This is a genomic window from Winogradskya humida (assembly GCF_016862215.1).
GTDB classification, from domain to species: domain Bacteria; phylum Actinomycetota; class Actinomycetes; order Mycobacteriales; family Micromonosporaceae; genus Actinoplanes; species Actinoplanes humidus.
Genome location: NZ_BOMN01000131.1, coordinates 61873 through 84650, shown reverse-complemented (window position 1 = coordinate 84650; position 22778 = coordinate 61873). Strand labels below are relative to the sequence as shown.

Genomic DNA, 22778 nt, shown 5'->3' with positions numbered 1-22778 from the left:
GAAGTCGCGGGTTCGCGCCGTCAGTAGATGCCGAGCTCTTTTTCGATGAAGTCGAACACTTCGTCGTCCGTGGACGATTCGAGCTTGTCCACCACACCGGTGGTGGCCAGCCGGTCCTGGGTTTCCTTCCACTTCGAGAGCACGACCTCGAGCCGGTTCGTGATCTGAGCGGATCCGTCGTCGCCGTTGATCGCGGCGAGCATGCTCTCCAGCTTCTCCAGCTCGGCGAGGACCGGCTTGACCGGGCTCGCCTCCTCGTTCTGCGAGGAGCGCAGGAAGCCGGCCAGGGCAGCGGGCGTGGGGTAGTCGAACAACAGCGTGCTGGGCAGGCGCAGCCCGGTGGCCGCGCTGAGCCGGTCGCGAAGTTCCACGGCGGTCAGCGAGTCGGCGCCCAGGTCGCTGAAGGCCCGATCCGCGCCGACCACGTCGACGCTCGGATGCCCGAGTACCACCGCGGCCTCGGTGCGGACCAGATCGGTCAGCAGCCGGTCCTGGTCGGCGCGGGACAGCCCGCTCAGCTGCCGGGCCAGTTCGGCGCCCGCGGCCGTTTCCACCGGTCCACCGCCGTCGAGCGCGGCCAGGGCGTCGATGACCTCGGGCAGGCTCTCGATCAGCGGGCTGGGCCGGCGCACGGTGAACGGCGGGGCGAATCGCGCCCAGTCGACGTTCACCACGGTCATGAGCCCGTCGCGTCCGTCGAGCACCTCGGCAAGGGCCCGTACGGCCTGCTCCGGCTCCAGCAGCAGCAGGCCGCGCCGCTGCATCTGCTGCGCGTCCTCCACGTCGGTCATGCCGCCACCGGCCCACGGGCCCCACGCGACGGAGGTCGCGGGCAGGCCCCGGCTCAGGCGGTTCTCCGCCAGCGCGTCCAGGAACGTGTTGGCGGCGGCGTACCCGGCCTGCAGGCCACTGCCCCACGTGGCCGAGATCGACGAGAACAGGACGAAGGCATCCAGCTCCAGGTTCGCGGTGAGCCGGTCCAGGGCTACGGCGCCGGCGGTCTTCGCCGCCACCACCGATGCCAGCTCCGGCACGTCCGTCTCGTCCAGGGCGGTGGCCTGGCCGACACCCGCGGCGTGCAGCACCGCGGTCAGCGGCGGGCCGGATTCCCCGATCCGGGCGACCACGGCGGCGAGGGCCCGGTCGTCCCCGGCGTCGCAGGCGATCAGGTCGACGTGCGTGCCGGCCGTCGCGAGCTGCGCCGCCAGCGTGGCAGCGGTCGCCGCACCGGGACCGGAACGGCTGGTCAGGACGATCCGGGCGGCGTCACGGCCGGTCAGCCAGCGGGCGACGTGCCCGCCGATCGCACCGGTGCCACCCGTGATCAGTACGCTGCCCCGAGGCCGCCAGGGCTCGGCGGAGCCATCGGGTGCCGGGGCGTGTACGAGCCGGCGGCCCAGGATCCCGTCCGGGCGGATAGCGACCTGGTCCTCGCCACAGCCCAGCAGGACAGCGGCGAGCCTCCCGGCGGTCCGCTCGTCGAAGTCCGGCGGCAGGTCGATGAGGCCACCACCGTGGTCGGGGTGTTCCAGCGCCGACACCCGGCCGAGCCCCCACGCCTGTGCCTGCACCGGGCTGGTGAGCACGTCACCCGGCACGGCGGCGACCGCGCCGCGGGTCAGGGCCCACAGCGGGGCGTGGACCGCGAGGGCGATCAGTGCCTGGATCAGCGTCTGGGATCCGGCCAGGCCGTTCGCCAGGCCCGGGTGCTCCGCCATCGGGGTCTCGTCCATCGCGAGCAGCGAGACCACGGCGGCGACGCCGGTGTCCGGGATCAGTCCGCGCAGTTGCCCGGCCATCAGCGCGTGGTCGGTCGTCTCGGTGAGCTCGACGACGTCGACCTCCGCGCCCCGGTCCCGCAGTGCCCGCGCGACCGACCGCGTCAGCTCGTCGCCGGCCGAGCCGGTCGCCACGAGCCAGCGGCCGCTCAGCGCGGCGGTGCCGGGTTCGGTGACCGGCGCCCAGGTGACCCGGTAGCGCCAGCCGGTGGTCGCCGGCTCCGCGTCGGCAACGGTTTCCGTGGCAGTGGTGCCCGGGAGGAGGAGGGTGCCCTGCGGCCAGTAGTGCTCGTGGCGGAACGCGTACGTCGGCAACTCCACCCGCCCGGTGGCCGGCAGGACCGCACTCCAGTCCACGTTCACGCCGTGCACGAACGCCCGGGCCAGGCCGCGCAGCAGCACGTCGTCCCGGTTACGCCGTTGCAGCGGGATGAACAGTGCCTCGTCGGTGCCGATCCCCGCGACGGCGTCCTTGCCCAGCGAGGACAGCGAACCGTCCGGGCCGATCTCGAGGAACACCGACACGCCCTGGGCCGCGAGCGCCGCGACGGCGTCGGCGAACCGGACCGCCTGACGCGTCTGGCCCGGCCAGTACGCGGCGTCGCACCCGTCGACGAGCGCACCGGTCAGCGCACCCGCCCACAGCTTGCGGGGCCGCTCATAGCGCAGCTCCTCGGCGAGCTCCCCGAGCTCCGCGAGAGCCGGGTCCATCGCCGGGGAATGGAAGGCGTGGCTCACCCGCAGCGAGCGGACCCGCCGGCCCTGGCCCTTCCAGTAGTCCATGACCTTCTCGACCGCGCCGGCGTCACCGGAGACCACCACCGCGTCGGGACCGTTGACCGCGGCGATCGAAGCACCGGCGAGCGAACCGGCCACCTCCGCCTCGGAGGCGTTGATCGCCGCCATCGCCCCGCCCGCGGGCAGGGCCTGCATCAGCCGGGCGCGGGTGGCCACCAGCCGGCACGCGTCGGCCAGGCTCAGCACGCCGGCCACGTACGCCGCCGCCACCTCACCGACGGAGTGCCCGACGACCGCGTCCACGTGGACCCCGGCCCCCTGCACCACGGCGGCGAGGGCCACCTCGAAGGCGAACAGGCCGGTCTGCGCGTAGAGCGTCTGATCCATGACGGTCTCGTCGACGCCGTCCGCGCCGAGGACCAGGTCGCGTACCGAGATGCCGAGCTCGAGCTCGAGGAGCCCGCTGACCTGATCGAAGACGTCGGCGAAGACCGTGCTGCCGGCGTACAGGGCGCGGCCCATCCCGGCCCACTGCGAGCCCTGACCCGCGAAGATCAGGCCGACCCGGGCGTTCGGCCGCGCCACCCCGGAGATCAGGGTCCCGGACGGCTGACCGGCCGCCAGACCCGCGAGCCCCGCCAGCAGGGCGTCGCGGTCGTCACCGATCACCATGGCCCGGTGCTCGAACACCGAGCGGGTGGTCGCCAGGGACCACGCGACCTCGGCGGGTTCCAGCTCGGGACGGGTGGTGACCCAGCCCCGCAGCCGGTCCGCCTGGTCGGCCAGGCCCTCGGGCGAGCGGCCCGACACCAGCCAGGCCCCGGCGTCAGGCAGCACCTTCGGGCCCGTCGCGGCCTCAGCCGGTCCGGGCTCGGCGGCCGGTGCCTCCTCGACGATCACGTGGGCGTTGGTGCCGCTGATGCCGAACGCCGACACACCGGCGCGGCGTACCCGCCCGTTCACCGGCCACGCCACCGGCTCCTGCAGCAGGCGGACCTCGCCCGCGGTCCAGTCGACGTGCGGGGACGGGTCGGCGGCGTGGAGCGTACGCGGCAGCTGCTCGTTCCTGAGTGCCAGCACCATCTTGATGACGCCGGCCATACCGGCGGCGGCCTGGGTGTGGCCGATGTTCGACTTCACCGAGCCGAGCCACAGCGGCCGGTCCTCGGGGCGGCCCTGACCGTACGTCGCCAGCAGCGCCTGTGCCTCGATCGGGTCCCCGAGCGGAGTGCCCGTGCCGTGCGCCTCGACCGCGTCCACGTCATCGGTCGACAGCCCGGCGGTGGCGAGGGCCGCCCGGATGACCCGCTGCTGCGACGGGCCGTTCGGGGCGGTCAGCCCGTTCGACGCGCCGTCCTGGTTGATCGCCGAGCCGCGGACCACGGCGAGCACCCGGTGCCCGTTGCGGCGGGCCTCCGACAGCCGCTCGAGCACGAGCAGGCCGGCGCCCTCACCCATGCCCATGCCGTCCGCGTCGGCCGAGAACGCCTTGGAGCGCCCGTCCGCCGCGAGCCCGCGCTGCTTGGCGAACCCGACCATCTCCCACGGGGTGGCCATCACCGAGACACCGCCGACCAGGGCGAGCGAACACTCCCCGGACCGCAGTGCCTGACCGGCCATGTGGAGCGCGACCAGCGACGAGGAACACGCCGTGTCCACGGTCACCGCCGGGCCCTCCAGGCCCAGCACGTACGAGATCCGGCCCGAGATGATGCTCGTCGCGTTGCCGGTCACCAGGTGGCCGAGCCCCGCGCTGTCCGATGCCGTCAGCTGCATGCTGGCCGCGGCGTAACCCGAGGAATAGCCACCGATGAACACACCGGTACGCGAGCCGCGCAGCGCAGCCGCGTCGAGGCCGCCGGATTCCAGTGCCTCCCAGGACAGCTCCAGCAACAGCCGCTGCTGCGGGTCCATCGCCAGTGCCTCACGCGGGCTGATGCCGAAGAAGCCGGCGTCGAACTCGGCGGCCTGGTGCAGGAATCCGCCCTCGCTGGAGTACGTGGTCCCGGCGTTCGCCGGATCCGGGTCGAACAGCGCCGCGGTGTCCCAGCCCCGGTCCTGCGGGAAGCCGGAGACGCCGTCGCCGCCCGCGGCCAGCAGCCGCCACAGCTCGTCCGGGCTGTTCACGTCGCCGGGGTAGCGGCAGCTCATCGACACGATGGCGATCGGGTCGTCGTCGAGGGCGGGAGCCGCCGCCACGTCCGGTGTCGCGGCCTGCGTCAGCGATCCGAGCAGCGGCACCCGCAGGTGCTCGGCCAGGACCAGTGGCGAGGGGTAGTCGAACAGCAGGGTGGCGGGCAGCCGCAGCCCGGTCGCGGTGGCGATCCGGTTGCGCAGTTCCACCGCGGTCAGCGAGTCGAAGCCGAGCTCGCTGAACGCGCGGCTGGGTTCGACGTCGTCCGGGCCGGAGTAGCCGAGCACCGCGGCGGCCTCGCCACGGATCAGGTCGACGAGCAGCCGGTCCTGTTCGGCCCGGGACAGCCCGGCGAGTCGCTGGGCGAGTTCACCCTGGTCCAGCGTCGCACCGGCGGCGGCCGGGGCGGACGTCCTCAGCTGCTGCACGTCCGGCAGGTCGCGCAGGAACGGCACCTGCAGGACCTCGGCCTGCCCGGGTGCGCCGGCGAGCTGCGGCCAGTCGAGGTTCATGACGGTCAGTACGGTGTCCGGGCCGGCCAGCGCCTGCCCGAGCGCCTTGACGGCGAGCCGCGGGTCCATGAGGACCTCCCAGCGGTTGCGCCGCAGCCGCTGCCGGGCGGCCTCGCTGGCCTGGGACACACCGTTGCCGGCCCAGGGACCCCAGGCCACAGCGAGCGCGGTACGCCCCCGGGCCCTGCGGTTCTCGGCCAGGCCGTCCAGGTAGGCGTTAGCAGCCGCGTAGTTCGCCTGGCCCGCGCCACCGAACGTGGAGGCGCCGGAGGAGAACAGCACGAACGCGTCGAGTTCCAGTTCGGCGGTCAGCTCGTCGAGGTGCGCGGCACCGGCGGCCTTCGCGGCGAGCGCGGTGGCGAGCCGTTCGGTGTCCAGCCCGTCGAGGACGCCGTCCGCGAGCACGCCCGCGGTGTGCATGACGGAGGTGAGCGGCGGCCCGTCCGTGGCGATGCCGTCGATCAGTCCGGCCAGGTCGGCGCGTACGGCGCTGTCCGCCGCCGTGATGCGCACGCCGGTTCCCGCGAGAGCGACGTTCGCCGCCAGCTCGGCGGCGCCAGCAGCGCCGGGGCCTGAGCGGCTGGCCAGCACGAGCCGGGCAGCGCCACGGTCGGCGAGCCACTGGGCCACGTGGCCGCCGATCGCGCCGGTGCCGCCGGTGATCAGTACGGTGCCGCCCGGCGTCCATTCCACGCCGGCGCGGGCCTGCGGTGCCCGGGTGAGCCGGCGGCCGAGGATTCCGGCCGGCCGGATCGCCACCTGGTCCTCGTGGCAACCGGCGAGGACCGCCACCAGGCGTGCACCGGCCCGCTCGTCGAACGAGGCGGGCAGGTCGATCAGGCCACCCCAGCGGTCGGGCTGTTCCAGGGCGACGACCCGGCCGAGACCCCACGTCTGCGTCTGGACCGGGCTGGTCGTGACATCGCCCGGGCCACTGGAGATCGCACCGCTCGTCACCATCCACAGCGGAGCGGCGATGCCGGCGTCGGCCATGGCCTGCAACAGGGTCAGCGTGCCGTTCAGTCCCGCGGGCACGAGGGTGTTACCGGGAGTGGGCCGCTCGTCCAGTGCCAGCAGGGAAACGACGCCCTGCACCGTCGTGGTCAGCTCAGCGGCCAGGTCCTCGCGCCGGGCAGCACCCGCCGCGACCTCGACCACCTCGATCGTGGTGCCCCGCGCGGTCAGGGCCCGCAGGGACGCCTGGACCAGGCCGGCGCCCGGACCGGCGAGGTTCGCCGGGACGGCCACGAGCCAGGTACCGGCCAGGGTGGCCGGGGCCGGGTCGGTGATCGGCGCCCAGGTGACCCGGTAGCGCCAGTTCGCCGTGACGTCGCGGTCCCGTTCGCGGCGGCGCCAGGAGGCGAGCGACGGCAGCACCTCGCCGAACGATCGGGTGCTGTCGACGGCGAGCGTGGCGGCGAGCTGGGTCAGGTCCGCGTTCTCCACGGCGGCCCAGAACTGCGCCTCGGCCGCCGACGCCTGCTCGCCGTCCGTGCCGTAGGTGACCGGGGCGGCCACGCGGGAGGCTTCGAGCCAGTAGCGCTGGTGCTGGAACGCGTACGTCGGCAGGTCCGTGCGGCGTCCCTCGCGCAGCACCGCGGCCCAGTCGACGGCGGTGCCACCGACGTGGACCTGGGCGAACGCGGTGAGCAGCCGGAGCGCCCCGCTGTTCTCCCGGTCCAGGGTTCCGGTGATCACGGGGGCGCCGGCCGTGCCGAGGTCCTCGATCGTCTCGGCGATTCCCGTGGTGAGCACCGGTTGCGGGGACACCTCGATGAACGTGTGGTTCCCGGCCGTGGCCAGCGCGCGGATGGCCTCATCGAAGCGGACGGTCTGGCGCACGTTGGCGAACCAGTAGCCGGGGTCGAGCTCCGGGCCGGTCATCCAGCGGCACTCGACCGTGGAGAACATCGGGATCCGGGCCGGACCCGGTTCGATGCCGGCCAGCCCGTCGGCGAGGACCCCGGCGAGGCCCTCGATGCCGGCGGAGTGGGCGACGAAGTCGGTGACGGGGAGCGGCCAGCGCATCACGTGCAGGGCCGACAGTTCCTTGCCGAAGGCCGCGAGTGCGTCGGTCTCACCGGAGACCACGGTTGCCGCGGGTCCGTTCACCGCCGCTACCGACAGGCGGTCGCCGTACGGCTCCAGCAGCTCCCGAACCGCCGCGACCGGCATGACGACCGACAGCATGCCGCCGCCGGTGCCGAGCCCCGACAGCGCCCGGCTGCGGACAGCCACGACCTTCGCCGCGTCGTCCAGCGACAGGATCCCGGCCACGGTCGCAGCCGCGATCTCGCCCTGCGAGTGGCCCACCACGGCACCCGGGGTGACACCGGCCGCCTCCCAGACCGCGGCCAGCGCGACGAGCACGGCCCAGAGCGCGGGCTGCACCACGTCGGCCCGCTCGAGTTCGGGGGCGCCGTCCGCGCCGGTCAGGACATCGGTGAGCGACCAGTCCACGTACGGTGCCAGGGCCTGCTCGCACTCGGCGAGCCGGGCCGCGAACACCGGGGAGGACGCCGCCAGTTCACGGCCCATCCCGATCCACTGGGCGCCCTGGCCGGGGAACACGAAGACCGGCTGGTCCTCGTCGGCGGCCGCGGTCGTGCCGCTGACGACCCCGGCGCGGGTCTCCCCGGCGGCCAGCGCGCTCAGCCCGGCGGCGAGGTCGTCGCGGCCGGTCCCGGTGACCACCGTCCGGTATTCGAACACCGATCGGGTCGTCGCCAGCGACCGCGCCACGTCGGCGGGGTCGAGATCCGGGCGGGACGCCACGAACTCGGCCAGCTGGGCCGCCTGCAGCCGCATGCCTTCCGCCGTACGCGCGGACACGAGCCAGGCGTACGCCCCCGCCGTGTCCAGCAACGCCGGCCCGGTGTCCGCAGGTGTTTCCACCGCCGCCGTTCCGGGCGCTTCCTCGAGAATGACGTGCGCGTTGGTGCCACTGACGCCGAACGACGACACCCCGGCACGACGGGCCCGGCCGTCCTCGGTGGTCCACGGCAGGGTCTCGGTCAGCAGGCGCACCTCGCCGGCCGACCAGTCCACGTGCGGGGACGCCTCGCGGGAGTGGAGCGTCGCGGGCAGCTGCCGGTGCTGCAGTGCCAGCACCATCTTGATCAGGCCGCCGATGCCGGCCGCGGCCTGGGCGTGGCCGATGTTGGACTTCACCGAGCCCAGGTAGATCGGGCGCTCCGCCGGCCGGTCCTGGCCGTACGTCGCGATCACCGCCTGTGCCTCGATCGGGTCGCCGAGCACGGTGCCGGAGCCGTGTGCCTCCACGACGTCCACGTCGGCGGTCGTCAACCCGGCGTTGGCCAGGGCTGCCCGGATCACCCGCTGCTGTGACGGGCCGTTCGGGGCGGTCAGGCCGTTGGAGGCGCCGTCCTGGTTCACCGCGGAGCCGCGGATGACGGCCAGCACCGGGTGGCCGTTGCGCTGGGCGTCGGACAGGCGCTCGAGTACCACCATGCCGGCGCCCTCGGCGATGCCCATGCCGTCCGCGGCGGCGCCGAACGACTTCGACCGGCCGTCCGGGGAGAGCCCGCGCTGGCGGCTGGTCCACACGAACAGGTCGGGTGTGGCCGCGACGAACGCGCCACCGGCGACCGCCAGCGAGCATTCCCCCGATCGCAGGGCCTGGCCGGCGAGGTACACCGCCACCAGGGCCGACGAGCAGGCCGTGTCGACCGTCACCGCCGGGCCCTCCAGCCCGAACGTGTACGAGATGCGGCCGGAGAGCACGCTGGTCGTGGTGCCGGTCAGCAGGTGCGCTTCGACGCTGTCGGTGTTGGCCGCGACGCCGTAGCCCGCGAAGCTGCCGCCCGCGAACACCCCGGTCTGGCTGCCGCGCAGCACCGACTGGGTGAGGCCGGCCCGTTCCAGGGCTTCCCAGGACACCTCGAGGAGCAGGCGCTGCTGCGGGTCCATCGCGAGTGCCTCGCGCGGGCTGATGCCGAAGAACCCGGCGTCGAACTCGGTGGCGTCGTAGACGAAGCCGCCCTGCCGGACGTACGACGTACCGACCTGGTCCGGGTCCGGGTCGTAGAGGTTGTCCAGGTCCCAGCCGCGGTCCTGGGGGAACGCGCCGATCGCGTCCGTCCCCGAGGTCAGCAGCTCCCACAGCTCTTCCGGGGTCCGCACACCGCCGGGGAAGCGGCAGCTCATGCCCACGATGGCGATGGGGTCGTCGTCGACCGCGGTGCCGGCCGGGAGGGCGGGCCGCGCCCGGTCCTGGATCCCCAGCAGCTCGGTACGCAGATAGCGGGCGAGCACCGTCGGGTTCGGATAGTCGAAGAGCAGGGTCGCGGGCAGTTTCAGCCCGGTGCTCGCGCTGAGCCGGTTGCGCAGTTCGACGGCGGTCAGCGAGTCGAAGCCGAGATCGCTGAACGCCTTGGTGCTGCCGATGGCGTCTGGGGAGGCGTATTCGAGCACCGCGGCGGCCACGCCGCGCACGAGGGTCACCAGGGTGCGTTCCTGCTCGGGGACCGGCTGGTCCGCCAGTTGCCGGCGCAGTGGTGTGTTCGCGTCCGCGCCGGTCTCGTCCGTGCCCGGGTCGTCCAGGGCCTGCCGGACCTCGGGCAGGCTCTCGATCAGCGGGCTGGGCCGGCGCAGCGTGAACGGCGGGGCGAACCGCGCCCAGTTCACGTCGGCGACCGTCACCAGGGCGTCCCGGCCGTCCAGGATCCGGGCCAGCGTCTCTAGCGCCGGCTCGGGTGCCATCAGGCGCAGGCCGCGGCGTTCCAGCTGGGCGCCGTCGTCGCCGGAGCTCATCGAGCCGCCGCTCCACGGGCCCCAGGCGATCGAGGTCGCCCGTTGCCCGCGGGCGAGCCGGTTCTCGGCGAGCGCGTCGAGGTAGGTGTTCGCCGCGGAGAAGCCGGCCTGCTGGCCGCCGCCCCAGACCGCCGCGACGGAGGAGAACAGGACGAACGCGTCGAGGCCGGTGGTCAGCTCGTCGAGCAGCGCCGCGGCGCCCGCCTTGGCGGCCAGCACCCGGGCGAGTTCCGCGACGTCGAGCCCGTCCAGTGGCCCGTCGTCGATCGCTTCCTCGGTGTGGACGACCGCGGACAGGGCCGGGCCGTGGGCGCCGATCCAGCCGAGCAGTCCGGTGAGTTCGGTGCGGTCACCGACGTCGCCGGTGAGCACGTCGACGCGGGAGCCCGCGAGAGCCAGCTCCGCGGCCTGTGCGGCGTCGGGTGCGGTGCGACTGGTGAGAACGATCCTCGGGGCACCACGACCGGCGAGCCAGCGCGCGGTGTGCCCAGCGATGGCGGAACCACCGGTGATCAGGGTGGTGTCCTGCGGCTGCCACTGCGGGTCGCCGGTGCGGGGCTGCGAGGCGCGGGTCAGGCGCCGGCCGAACACGCCGGCCGCCCGGATCGCGACCTGGTCCTCCCCCGTCCCGGCGAGCACGGCGACCAGCCGCTTGCCGCCGCGGTCGTCGAGCACCGCGGGCACGTCGACGAGGCCGCCCCAGCGCTCGGGCTGTTCCAGCGCGGCGACCCGGCCGAGTCCCCAGAGCTGTGCCTGCACCGGGTTGCTCAGGACGTCGTCCGGGCCCGCCGCGACCGCTCCGGAGGTGATCCCCCACAGCGGTGCGGCGATGCCGGCGTCGCCGAGCGCCTGGATCAGTGTCAGCGTGGCGGCCAGGCCCTGGCTGAGGTGCTGGTGCAGCGCCGCCGGGGTCTCGTCGAGCGCCAGCAGGGAGAGCACGCCCGCGACGGGGGCCTGGTCGGTGAGCAGCGCTGCGAGTCCGGCCCGGTCGGTGGTCCCGGCCGGCACCTCGACGGGTACGAGCTCGGCGCCCCGGGCAGCCAGCGCCGCCGTCACGTCCGGCCGGTCAAGCCCGGTTGCGGTGAGCACGAGCCAGCGTCCGGTCAGCACACCCGGATCGGTACGCGTGACCGGACTCCACGTGACCCGGTACCGCCAGTCCTCGGTCACCGGCCGGTCCACGGAACCGGCCGCCCCCGTCATGGACCGCAGCCAGTAGCGTTCGCGCTGGAATGCGTAGGTGGGCAGGTTCACCTGCGGCGCGGCGGGCAGCACGGACTTCCAGTCCACACCGATACCCGTGACCCAGGCCCGCGCGAACGACGTCACCAGACTGACAGCGTCAACCCGCTCACGCTCCAGCGTCCCGACCGCAACCACGTCGTCGATCCCGGCTTCTCCCGCCGTTTCGAGGACCGCCGCCGTCAGCACCGGGTGCGCGGACACCTCCACGAACGACGTGAAGCCGTTACCCAGCAGCGTACGGACGGCCTGTTCGAAACGGACCATCCGCCGCAGGTTGCTGTACCAGTAACCGGCGTCGACCGCGGTGCCGTCGATCCATTCGCCGGTCACTGTGGAGACCATCGGCACCCGGCCGGCCAGCGGGACGATCTGCGCCAGCTCCTCGGCCAGAACCGCCTCGAGCGGCTCAACAGCCGGAGAGTGCGCGACGAAGTCGGTCTGCGGGATCCGCCACCGCATCACGTGCCGTGCCGACAGCTCGCGTTCGAACTCGGCCAGCGCGGCGGGCTCACCCGACACCACCGACGCCGCGGGGCTGTTGACCGCCGCCAGCGAAAGCTTTCCTTCCCAGGGTGCCAGCAGCTCGCCGACCGCGGCACCCGGCATCACGACGGACACCATCGAACCCTGTGCGGACAGGCTCGACAGCGCCTTCGACCGCGCCACCACGACGCGGGCACCGTCAGCGACGCTGAGCATGCCGGCGACCGTGGCCGCGGCGATCTCGCCCTGCGAATGACCCGTGACCGCGTCCGGAGTCACGCCGGCGGCCTCCCACACCGCGGCGAGGGACACCATCACCGCCCACAGCAACGGCTGGACCACATCGGCGGCGTCGAAGTCCCGCGACCTGTCCGTGCCGGTCAGCACCTCGGTCGGCGACCAGGCGACCAGCGGCGTCAGCGCCCGCTCGCACTCGGCCCACTTCGCGGCGAACACCGGTGACGACCCGAGCAGCTCGCGACCCATGCCGAACCATTGCGAACCCTGGCCGGCGAAGACGAACACCGTACGCGTGCCGTTGCGCGCCACGCCCGACACCGCGGGACTGCCCAGGCCACCGAGCAGGGTGTCCCGGTTGTCGCCGACCACCACCGCGCGGTGCTCGAACACCGATCGTGACGTGGCCAGCGACCAGCCGATTCCGGCGGCGTCCGCGTCGGGACGCGCGCCGGTCCATTCCCGCAACCGCGCGGCCTGAGCGGCCAGGCCCTGCTCCGAGCGGGAGGACAGGGTCCAGGCGCCGACCCCGCCCGCCTGCACGACCGGAAGCTTGACGACCTCGTCGACCGGCTCGGCAACGGCGGCTTCCGCCTCGGTGTCGTCCTCGGCCGGCACCTCCGCCACGGGGGCCGCCGTGGTGGGCGCCTCCTCCAGAATGACGTGCACGTTGGTGCCGCTCATACCGAACGCCGACACACCCGCGCGGCGGACCCGGCCGTTCGCCTCCCACGGCACGGACTCCCGCAGCAGGCGGACCTCGCCGGCGGACCAGTCGACGTGCGGGGAGGGCTGCTCGACGTGCAACGTGGCGGGCAACTGCTCGTGCTGCAGGGCCAGCACCATCTTGATCACACCGGCGACACCGGCGGCGGCCTGCGCGTGCCCGATGTTCGACTTCACCGAGCCGAGCCACAGCGGGCGATTCTCCGGCCGCTCCTGCCCGTACGTGGCGATCAGTGCTTCGGCCTCGATCGGGTCTCCGAGCGTGGTGGCGGACCCGTGTGCCTCGACGACGTCCACATCGGAGGCTGACACCCGCGCGTCCGCCAGCGCCGCGCGGATGACGCGCTGCTGCGAGGGGCCGTTCGGCGCGGTGAGCCCGTTGGACGCGCCGTCCTGGTTGACCGCCGAGCCGCGGACCACCGCGAGCACCCGGTGACCGTTACGCCTGGCGTCGGAGAGCCGCTCGACCACCAGGACACCGATGCCCTCGGCCCAGCCGGATCCCTCGGCACCGGCGCTGAACGACTTGCAGCGCCCGTCCACCGACATGCCGCGCTGCCGGGAGAACCCGACGAAAACGGCCGGGGTGGCGATAACGCTGGCACCGCCGACCAGGGCCAGCGAGCATTCGTCCGCACGCAGGGCCTGGATGGCGAGGTGCAACGCCACCAGCGACGAGGAGCACGCGGTGTCGACCGTGACGGCCGGGCCCTCGAAGCCGAACGTGAACGAGACCCGCCCGGACAGCACGCTGCCCGCGACGCCGGTCAGCAGGTGGCCTTCGGAGCCCCCGGCCTCCGGCGCGGGGTTGGAGCCGTAGCCCGAGGTGTATCCGCCGGCGAAAACGCCGGTCTGCGAACCGCGCAGGGTGGCCGCGTCGATGCCCGCGTGTTCCAGTGCTTCCCAGGACGTCTCCAGCAACAGCCGCTGCTGCGGGTCCATCACCAGCGCCTCGCGGGGGCTGATCCCGAAGAAGCTCGCGTCGAACTCGGCCGCGTCGTAGAGGAAGCCGCCGTGCCGCGAGTACGAGGTACCCGGGTGGTCCGGATCGGGATGGTAGAGCGAATCGATGTCCCAGCCCCGGTCCTGCGGGAACGCACCCACCGAGTCGGTGTCGGTGGCCAGCTGCTCCCACAGCTCGTCGGGGCTCTGCGCGCCGCCGGGGAACCTGCAACCCATGCCCACGATCGCAATGGGTTCCTGGCTGCGCTCCTCGACCTCGGCGAGGCGGCGACGGGTCTGGCGCAGATTGGCCGTGACCAGCTTGAGGTAGTCGCGGAACTTATCTTCGTTGGCCATCTTTGTCCGCCGTCCGAGATCGCCGAGGATATGCCGGTGGTGTGCTCGATCCGGCAATACCCGCAGGAAATTGACCGGCCGCACAATGTGCCGAAGAGACAGACTATTCGGCGTGGGAACCGTATCTTCGGCACCTCGGACGTCGCAACAAAGCAGTTGAACGCGACCGGTGCATAAAAAACAAAAAGCACGACCTCGACGGGGAATTCCGCGAGGTCGTGCTTTTAACAGGTCTGTCGCGTCAGCTGACGCCGCTGCCACGCACCCATTCGTTGGGCGAACGGCGTGCGGGCCGGACCTCGATGTCGCCGAAGCGGATCCGGCCGGACACCTTGATCGTGAATTTCACGGGGGTGTCCCCGTCCTCGTCCTCGGCGCGCGGGCTGATCTTCAGCTCGCCCTGGCGCAGCTTCAGGTGGTCGGCGACCACCTTGATCCCCGGAACGGTCACCAGCACCAGGTCACCGCCGATGCCGAGGTCGACGTCGAGCTCCACGCTGTCCTGGTTGAACACCGCCTGGGTGAAGTCGAGCTTCACGTCGCCGAGGATCAGCTTGATCTCGATACGCTTCGGCACGACCCAGGGCGCCTCGAAGTTGATGGTGCCGAAACGCCGGTCGATACGCATCAGGTCAGGTGTCTGACCCGTGGGCTCGACCACCGTGCTCGGCAGGTCGGCCGTGACCGCCGCCAGGTCGTTGAACGTGACCGCGGCCCGCGCGGACGTCTCGCGCTCCTCGCTCTCCGCCTGGGTGAGCCGGCCCTCCGCGACGGCCTCGTGAAGAATGCTCACAACCTGGTCGCGGTCGGCATTCGATACCCTCATATCCCCTTGGGGGATTTGCGCATCCGTCATGTTCGAATCCTAAAGAGACATTTACTGACCCGCAACACGAGCAAGAACTGACCGGTCAGGCGTTGACAGGCTCCGGCTCGACGATCTCGCCGGCCAGCACGGTGGTGTCGACCTTGGCCACGGCGGGCACGGTGAGCCCCGGGATGCTCAGGTCGGGAACGACCTTGACCGCGTCCATCGCGGACTGGATGGCCTCCGCCAGCGACGGCGACTGCTCGTCGTCGAAGTCCAGCTTCGCGACCGTCACCTCGGCGTTCGTCGGGAGCGAGTCGGTGCTGAACGTAGCGCTCTGGCAACCCGCCTCACGCAGCGCCGCGGTCTCGTCCTCGGTGATCTCCCGATTGAGGATCAGTGTGAAGATGTGTCCCACTGCTCATCACTCCTTGATTTCAGTGCGCACGATGAAGCCCGCCGACCGATGCGCCGGCAAACATTGGGGAGTCGGAAGGTCGACCAATTAGTGACTATTCTACAAGCCGTTCAACTGCCGAAGCCCCACACTTGAACCGCCCACTTGAACCGCCCACTTGAACCGCCCACTTGAACCGCTCGGGGGCCGATCGTTGCCAGCTTTTCCGCCCCGTTGTTAGCCTCGCCGCAATAATAACCGCCGATCGAGCAACGGCACAGGAGTGGCATGACAACTGTAGACACGACCGACGGCCTATGGCTGCGTCGTTACCGCCCGGCCACCGCCCCGAGCGCCCGGCTCGTCTGCCTGCCGCACGCGGGCGGTTCAGCGGCCTATTTCCTCCCGGTGGCGGCGGCCCTGAGCCCCGGCGTCGAGGTCGTCGCCGTCCAGTACCCCGGGCGGCAGGACCGGCGTACCGAGACCCCGATCGACGACCTGGCGGTGCTGGCCGACCAGATCGCCGAGATCCTGGCCCGGCAGAGCGAGCTGCCGCTGCACATCTTCGGTCACAGCATGGGCGCCTCGCTCGGCTTCGAGGTGATCCGCCGGCTGGAGGCCAAGGGCCTGCGACCGGTACGGCTGTTCGCCTCCGGCCGCCGGGCGCCGTCGGCACTGCGCAACGAAACCGTCCACCGCCTCGGCGACGACGCCATCCTCGCGGAGGTCCGGACGCTGAACGGCACGAACTCGATGCTGCTCAACGACGACGAGCTGATGCGGGCCGCCCTGCCCGCCCTGCGCGCCGACTACCGGGCCGCGGAGCTGTACCGCGCCCCGGAGGACGCCACGGTGCAGGCCGCCATCACGGTCCTGACCGGTGACAAGGATCCCAAGACCACGATTCCCGAGGCCGAGGCGTGGTCCCGGCACACCGTCGCCCCGGGCTTCGAGGTGAAGGTCTTCCCCGGCGGGCACTTCTTCCTCAGCGACCAGAACGCCGCCGTGCTGAAGGTGCTGCGCGGTCACCTCACCGCCTGATCGAGCCGCGACGGAAAGAGCCCGGTGCCCCTGGAGGCACCGGGCTCTTCGTGTGCCGTCAGATGCCCAGCTCGTTGTCGATGAAGGCGAAGATGTCGTCGTCGTCGGCGGTCTGGATCCGGTCCGCCACCGCCGCCTCTTCGCTGGTCTCGGCCACGCTGAGCTCGGCCAGGAGCTTCTTCACCCGGGCGGTGACCTTGGTCCGGGCGGCGTCGTCGGCGAGGATCCGGGCCAGCGAGGACTCGATCTTCTCCAGACCGGAGAAGGCCGCCAGCACCGTTGCGGTCTCCTCGGGCTGCGAGCCGATCAACTGCGTACCGAGATACGCCGCCAGCGCCTCCGGCGTCGGGTGATCGAAGACCGCGGTGGCCGGCAGCCGCAGGCCGGTTGCCACGCCGAGCCTGTTCCGCAGTTCGACGGCGGTCAGCGAGTCGACGCCGAGCTCCCGGAACGACCGGCCGCCCACCACGGCGTCCGGGCCGGGCATCCCGAGCACGAGGGCCGCCTGGGACAGCACGACCTCCTGCAGCGCCCGTTCCCGATCGTCCGGTTCCAGGGTGGCCAGCCGGGCCGCGAGCCCGTTCGCCTCGTCCGCGCCGCCGGCAGCGGCACCCGCCGGCCGCCGGGTGGGACGGCCCGGTGCGGAGCCGGCGGTGAGCGCGGACATGATCGGGGGCAGCCCGGCACCCTGCTGTTCCCGCAGGGTGGCGCGGTTGAGGTGCACCGGCACCAGCAGCGCCGTGCCCGCCTCGGTAGCAGCGTCCAGCAGGGACAGACCATCGGTCCCGGTGAGCGGGGACAGACCCTGGCGGGCCATCCGCTGCCGGTCCACCTCGGTCAGGTCCCCGGCCATCCCACCGCCGGTGAGCTCCCAGGGACCCCACGCCAGCGACGTCGCGGGCAGGCCCTGACCATGACGGTACGCGGCCAGCGCGTCCAGGACCGTATTGGCGGCGGCGTAGTTCGCCTGACCCGCGTTGCCCCAGATGCCCGCCACCGAGGAGAACACGACGAACGAGTCCAGGTCGCGGGTCCGGGTCAGCTCGTGCAGGTTCCACGCACCGTCGACCTTCGGCCGTAGCACCGCGTCGAGGCGTTCGGGGGTCTGCGCCGACAGCACCGCGTCGTCCAGCACCCCGGCCGTGTGTACCACGCTGCGCAACGGCGTCCCGGCCAGCAGAGCCGCCAGGTCACCGCGATCGGCCACGTCGCCGGCCCTGACCTGCACCGTCGTCCCCGCCGCCGCCAGCTCGGCGGCCAGCGCCACCTGACCCGGAGCCACCGGACCACGCCGGCTCACCAGCAACTGCGACTCCGCCCCGGCCAGATGCCGGGCGACAAGCCCACCCAGCGCACCGGACGCACCCGTGATCAGCACCGTCCCCCGCGCACTCACCGCAGCGGGCAACGTCAGAACCACCTTGCCCACATTGCGCGCCTGACTCAGGTGCCGGAACGCCTCCGGCGCACGGCGTACGTCCCACGCGGCCACCGGCATCGGCCGCAGCACCCCCTCGGCGAACAGCGTCGACAACGCCGCGAACATGCTGGCCAGCAGATCCGGTTCGCAGTCGAGCAGATCGAACGACCGGTACGTGATCCCGTCGTACTCGCGGGCCACCTGCTCCGGGTCGCGGACGTCGGTCTTGCCCATCTCCACGAACCGGCGACCGGACCCCGCCGCGAGCCGCAGCGACGCGTCCACGAACTCCCCCGCCAGGGAATCCAGCACCACGTCGACACCGCGACCGCCGGTTGCCGTACGGAAAGCGGCCTCGAAGTCGGTGTTGCGCGACGACGCCGTCCGCGTCGCCGGGATGCCGAGCCCGCCCAGCACCGGCCACTTCCCGGGGCTGGCCGTGGCGAACACCTCGGCCCCCAGATGCTGGGCCAGTTGCACGGCGGCGATGCCGACCCCACCCGCTGCGGCGTGAATCAGGATCGACTCGTTCTGCTGCAGGTCGGCGAGTTCGACCAGCGCGTACCAGGCGGTCAGGTAGACCACCGGGGCCGCGGCGGCCTGCGCCCACGTCCAGCCGGCCGGGACCGGGGCCACCAACCGCACGTCCGCCACCGCGTCCGGGGTGAAGGCGCCGGTGAACAGGCCCATGACCCGGTCCCCGGGCCGGAACCAGTTCACGCCCGGGCCGACCTCGGTCACCACGCCGGCGCCTTCGAGGCCGAGCAGGCCGGCGTCGCCCGGATACATGCCCAGGGTGTTCAGCACGTCCCGGAAGTTCACGCCGGCGGCCCGCAGCGCGACCCGCACCTGGTTGTCGCCGAGCGGGCTGCGCTCCACCGGTGCCAGCGTGAGATTCTCCAGCGTTCCCCGCTCGGTGAACTCGAGCCGCCACGACTCCGCGCCCGCCGGGACCCGCAGCACGGGGGCCGTCCGGGAGAGCCGGGGAACCAGAAGTTGCCCGGCCCGGACGGCGAACTGCGCCTCGGCCGAGACGAGGGCGGCCGCGAGCGCGGCGCCCAGCGGTTCGTCGTCAGCGGGCTCGGTGTCCAGGTCCACCAGCACGATCCGGCCGGGGTTCTCCGCCTGAGCCACCCGGCCCAGGCCCCAGACGCCCGCTCCGGTGACGTCGATGGTGGTGGCGCCGGCGTCCACGGCGTGCGAGGTGAGCAGCACGATCCGCGTACCCGTCAGGCTTTCCTCGGCCAGGAACCGTTGCAGGACAGCGAGCGACGCCGTCGTGGTGTCCCGGACCCGGGCCGCCACGTCGCCGGACCCGCCGGGGCCGGGCCGGCACGGCAGGATCACGAACTCCGGAAGCGGCGCGCCCTCGGCCGCCGATGCGAGAAGACCGTCGATGTCCAGGTCCGCGCCGAGGGTCACCCAGCCCGCCGGGCCGGCAGGGGCTGTGCTCGGGGCGGGCACCCAGTTCACCTCGTAGAGCGATTCCTGGGCCGTTGAGGCATTTCCGCCGGGAATGGCGCGCAGGATCAGCGATCCCACCGACGCGATGGGCTCACCGGTCTCGTCGGTGAGCGTCACCGCCATGCCCTCACCGGATGCGGCCGGGGCGAGCCGGACCCGCGCGGTGGCGGCGCCGGTGGAGTACACCTCCACGTCGTTCCACGCGAACGGCAGGAACGGGCCGGGACCCTCGAGGTTCAGCTCCGCCGTGCCCATCAGGTGCAGGGCGGCGTCCAGCAGGACCGGATGCAGGTCGACACCGGCCACGTCGAGACCGGCGGGCAGCGCCACCTCGGCGAAGAGTTCATCACCCCGGTGCCAGGCGGCCCGTACGCCCTGGAAGGCCGGACCGTACGCGAGCCCCGTCCCGGCCAGCGCCGGGTAGAACCCGTCCAGGTCCTGTGCCACCGCCCCGGCGGGCGGCCATGCGGTGTCGCCGGCCGCCGCCAGTTCAGCGTTCCCGGGGGTGACGACGCCGGTGGCGTGTGCCGTCCACGGGCCCCGTTCGTCGTCCGGGCGGGAGTAGATGACGATGTCCCGGCTGCCGTCCCCGGCCGGTTCCGCGACGGTGACCTGGAGGCGGGCACCGCCCTGCGCGGGGAGCAGCAGCGGTGTCTGGATGACCAGTTCCCGTACGCGGGAGCAGCCGACCTCGTCCCCGGCCCGCACGGCAAGCTCGACCAGGGCCGCACCGGGCACCACCACGCGACCGGCCACGACGTGATCGGCGAGCCATGGCTGGGTGCTGAGCGACAGGCGTCCGGTCAGGACGTGCCCGGCGCCCGCCGGCAGGTCGAGGGTCGCGGTCAGGAACGGGTGGTCCGACGCTTCGAGCCCGAGGCCGCCGGCGTCGATCCGGCCGTTCCCGGTGGCGAGCCAGTAACGCTGGTGGGTGAACGCATAGGTGGGCAGCCCGATCCGGCGCGCGCCCGAACCCGCGAACAGTGCCGGCCAGTCGACCAGGCCACCGCGTACATACAGCTGAGCGAGGGCCGTCACGAGCGTCTGCGGCTCGTCCCGCTCGCGGCGCAGCACCGGCGCCCAGACCTCGTCCTCGGCGCTGGACCGGCTCCCCAGAGCGGTCAGCACACCATCCGGACCGATCTCGACAAACGTACGCACACCCGCCGCACGCATCCCGTCGACCGCGTCACCGAAACGAACAGCCTCACGAACCTGACGCACCCAGTAACCCGGATCCGACCACTCGTCAGTCACAGCCTGACCGGTAACCGTCGAGATAGCCGGGATCGTCGGTGCCGCATACGACACCGAACCGGTCACCTCAGCGAACTCGGCCAGCATCGGCTCCATCAACGCCGAGTGGAACGCGTGCGATACCCGCAACCGCTTCGACCGCTCAAAACGACCGGCTGCTTCGAGCACGAGATCCTCGGGCCCTGAGATGACCACCGCACCCGGCCCGTTCACCGCCGCAATGTCAACGCCGTCCAGAACCGCACGAACCTCGTCCTCGTCGGCGTCAATGGAGACCATCGCCCCGCCGACCGGCAACGCCTGCATCAGACGACCACGAGCCGCCACCACCGCACACGCGTCCTCAAGGGACCACACACCAGCAACATGCGCGGCCGCAAGCTCACCAATCGAATGCCCCGCCACAATTGCGGGGCTGACACCCCACGACTCCAGGAGCCGGAACAGCGCCACCTCTACCGCGAACAGACCCGCCTGCGCCCACTGCGTCTGATTCAGCAACTCAGCGTCGTCACCACGGATGACACTGCCCAACTGCTCCCCGAAGATGTCGCACACAGCGTCGAACGCGGACGCGAACACCGGGTAGGCCGCGTACAACTGCTGACCCATCCCCAGCCGCTGCGCGCCCTGACCGGTGAACACGAACCCGACCTTGCCCACCGTGCCGGCGACGCCGGACACCACGTTCAGGTCCGAAAGCGCGGCGAGCAACGGGTCGCGGCCGGCGCCCACCGCCACAGCGCGGTGGCTCAGCGCCGCCCGGGTGGTGGCCAGCGACCATCCGACATCGACGGGCTCCAGCGCCGGGTGCGCCGACACGAAGTCGCCGAGCCGTTCCGCCTGAGCCGCCACTCCGGCGGTGCTACGAGCCGACAGCAGCCACGGCACGGCAGGGAGCGCCCGCGGCTGGTCCTCGGCCACGGGTGCGGGCTCTTCGGGGGCCTGTTCCAGGATGACGTGCGCGTTCGTGCCCGAGAACCCGAACGACGACACCGCAGCGCGACGCGGACCATCACCCGACGGCCACGGGGTCGGCTCGGTCACCAGCCGGACAGCGCCAGCCTGCCAGTCGACCTGGGAGGACGGCGCGTCCACGTGCAGCGTCGCGGGGACCACGCCGTGCGCCATTGCCTGCACCATCTTGATCACACCGGCGACACCGGCGGCCGCCTGCGTGTGCCCGATGTTGGACTTCACCGACCCGAGCAGGACGGGACGATCGCCGTCACGACCTTGACCGTACGTCGCGAGCAGCGCCTGGGCCTCGATCGGGTCACCGAGCCGCGTGCCCGTACCGTGGCCCTCGATCACATCGACGTCACCGGTCTGAAGTCCGGCGTTGGCGAGTGCGCCCAGGATGACCCGCTGCTGCGAGGGCCCGTTCGGAGCGGTCAACCCGTTCGAGGCACCGTCCTGGTTCACCGCGGTGCCCCGCACCATGGCCAGGATCCGGTGGCCGTTGTGGCGGGCGTCGGAGAGTCGTTCGACCACGAGTACGCCGACGCCCTCACCCCAGCCGGTGCCGTCGGCCGCGTCCGCGTACGCCTTGCAGCGCCCGTTGACGGCCAGGCCACGCTGGCGGGAGAACTCCACGAACGTGCCGGGTGTCGCCATGATGGTGACGCCACCGACGAGCGCCAGGGAGCACTCGCCCGAGCGCAGGGCCTGACCGGCCAGGTGCAGCGCGACCAGCGATGACGAGCACGCGGTGTCGACGGTGACGGCCGGGCCTTCGAGGCCGAGGGCGTACGCCACCCGCCCGGAAGCCACCCCGCCGGAGGAACCGGTGCTGACGTACCCCTCGACCTCGCCGGGCAGGACCCCGCCGACGCCGTAGTCGTGATAGATCAGCCCGGCGAACACCCCGGTGGCACTGCCGTGCAGCGACCCCGGGTCGATCCCGGCATCCTCGAGGGCCTCCCACGACGTCTCCAGCAGGAGCCGCTGCTGCGGGTCCATGGCCAGCGCCTCACGCGGCGAGATCCCGAAGAACTCGGCGTCGAAGTCCGCCGCGCTCGACAGGAACGCGCCCTGCGCGGAGTAGGTCTTCCCGGTCGCGTCGGGATCGTCGTCCAGGACGTCCTGCCACACCGGACCGCGATCGTCCGGGAAGCCCGACACGGTGTCCGTGCCGGCGGTCAGCAGGTCCCAGAACGCGTCGGGCGACTCGGCGCCGCCCGGGAACCTGCAGCCCATCCCCACGATGACGAGTTCGTCGCCGTCGATCGCCGTGGCCGCGACCGGGCCGGCAACCACCGGGCCGGTGCCCGCGAGGTCACCGAGCAGGTAGGTGCTCAGGCCGGCCGGGGTCGGGTAGTCGAACACGAGGGTCGCGGGCAGCCGCAGACCGGTCGCCTGCTGCAAACGGTTACGCAGTTCCAGGGCCGTCAGCGAGTCGATGCCCAGTTCCTTGAACGAGCCGGCCGCGTCGATGGCGTCGGGATCGTTCATGCCGAGCACGAG

At 72.4% G+C, this 22778-nt stretch carries 3 protein-coding genes and 2 pseudogenes (1 of these 5 running past the window's edge); 1 reads left to right on the top strand and 4 read right to left on the bottom strand.

All coding sequences use genetic code 11. The features are described 5' to 3' along the window. Window positions 1-20: 20 nt before the first annotated feature. From Ahu01nite_RS45210 to Ahu01nite_RS45200, 3 genes and pseudogenes are all read right to left on the bottom strand, one after another. Window positions 21-13922: pseudogene (locus tag Ahu01nite_RS45210) on the bottom strand (type I polyketide synthase); the annotation flags it as partial. Window positions 13923-14166: 244 nt separating this feature from the next. After that, on the bottom strand, window positions 14167-14751 hold the full coding sequence (locus Ahu01nite_RS45205; RefSeq protein ID WP_275411839.1) for a DUF1707 SHOCT-like domain-containing protein: 585 nt from the start codon (window positions 14749-14751) through the stop codon (window positions 14167-14169). A gap of 85 nt (window positions 14752-14836) precedes the next feature. Then, the gene (locus Ahu01nite_RS45200; RefSeq protein WP_203842932.1) at window positions 14837-15151 is read right to left on the bottom strand and encodes a hypothetical protein; all 315 of its coding nucleotides are present in this window, start codon (window positions 15149-15151) and stop codon (window positions 14837-14839) included. 267 nt (window positions 15152-15418) lie between these two features. On the opposite strand from Ahu01nite_RS45200, the gene Ahu01nite_RS45195 reads away from it, so the two are divergent. Beyond that, window positions 15419-16171, top strand: coding sequence for a thioesterase II family protein (locus Ahu01nite_RS45195; RefSeq protein WP_203842931.1), 753 nt, complete (start codon window positions 15419-15421; stop codon window positions 16169-16171). Between the two features lie 331 nt (window positions 16172-16502). Here the strand turns inward: Ahu01nite_RS45195 and Ahu01nite_RS51075 are convergent. After that, a pseudogene (locus Ahu01nite_RS51075) lies at window positions 16503-22778 on the bottom strand (SDR family NAD(P)-dependent oxidoreductase); its annotated part runs 21003 nt beyond the window's last position; the annotation flags it as partial.

Coding starts and splice junctions, on each gene's coding strand:
- Ahu01nite_RS45195 (WP_203842931.1), top strand. CDS start 15,419: ATGACAACTGTAGACACGACCGACGGCCTATGGCTGCGTCGTTACCGC.
- Ahu01nite_RS45205 (WP_275411839.1), bottom strand. CDS start 14,751: ATGAGGGTATCGAATGCCGACCGCGACCAGGTTGTGAGCATTCTTCAC.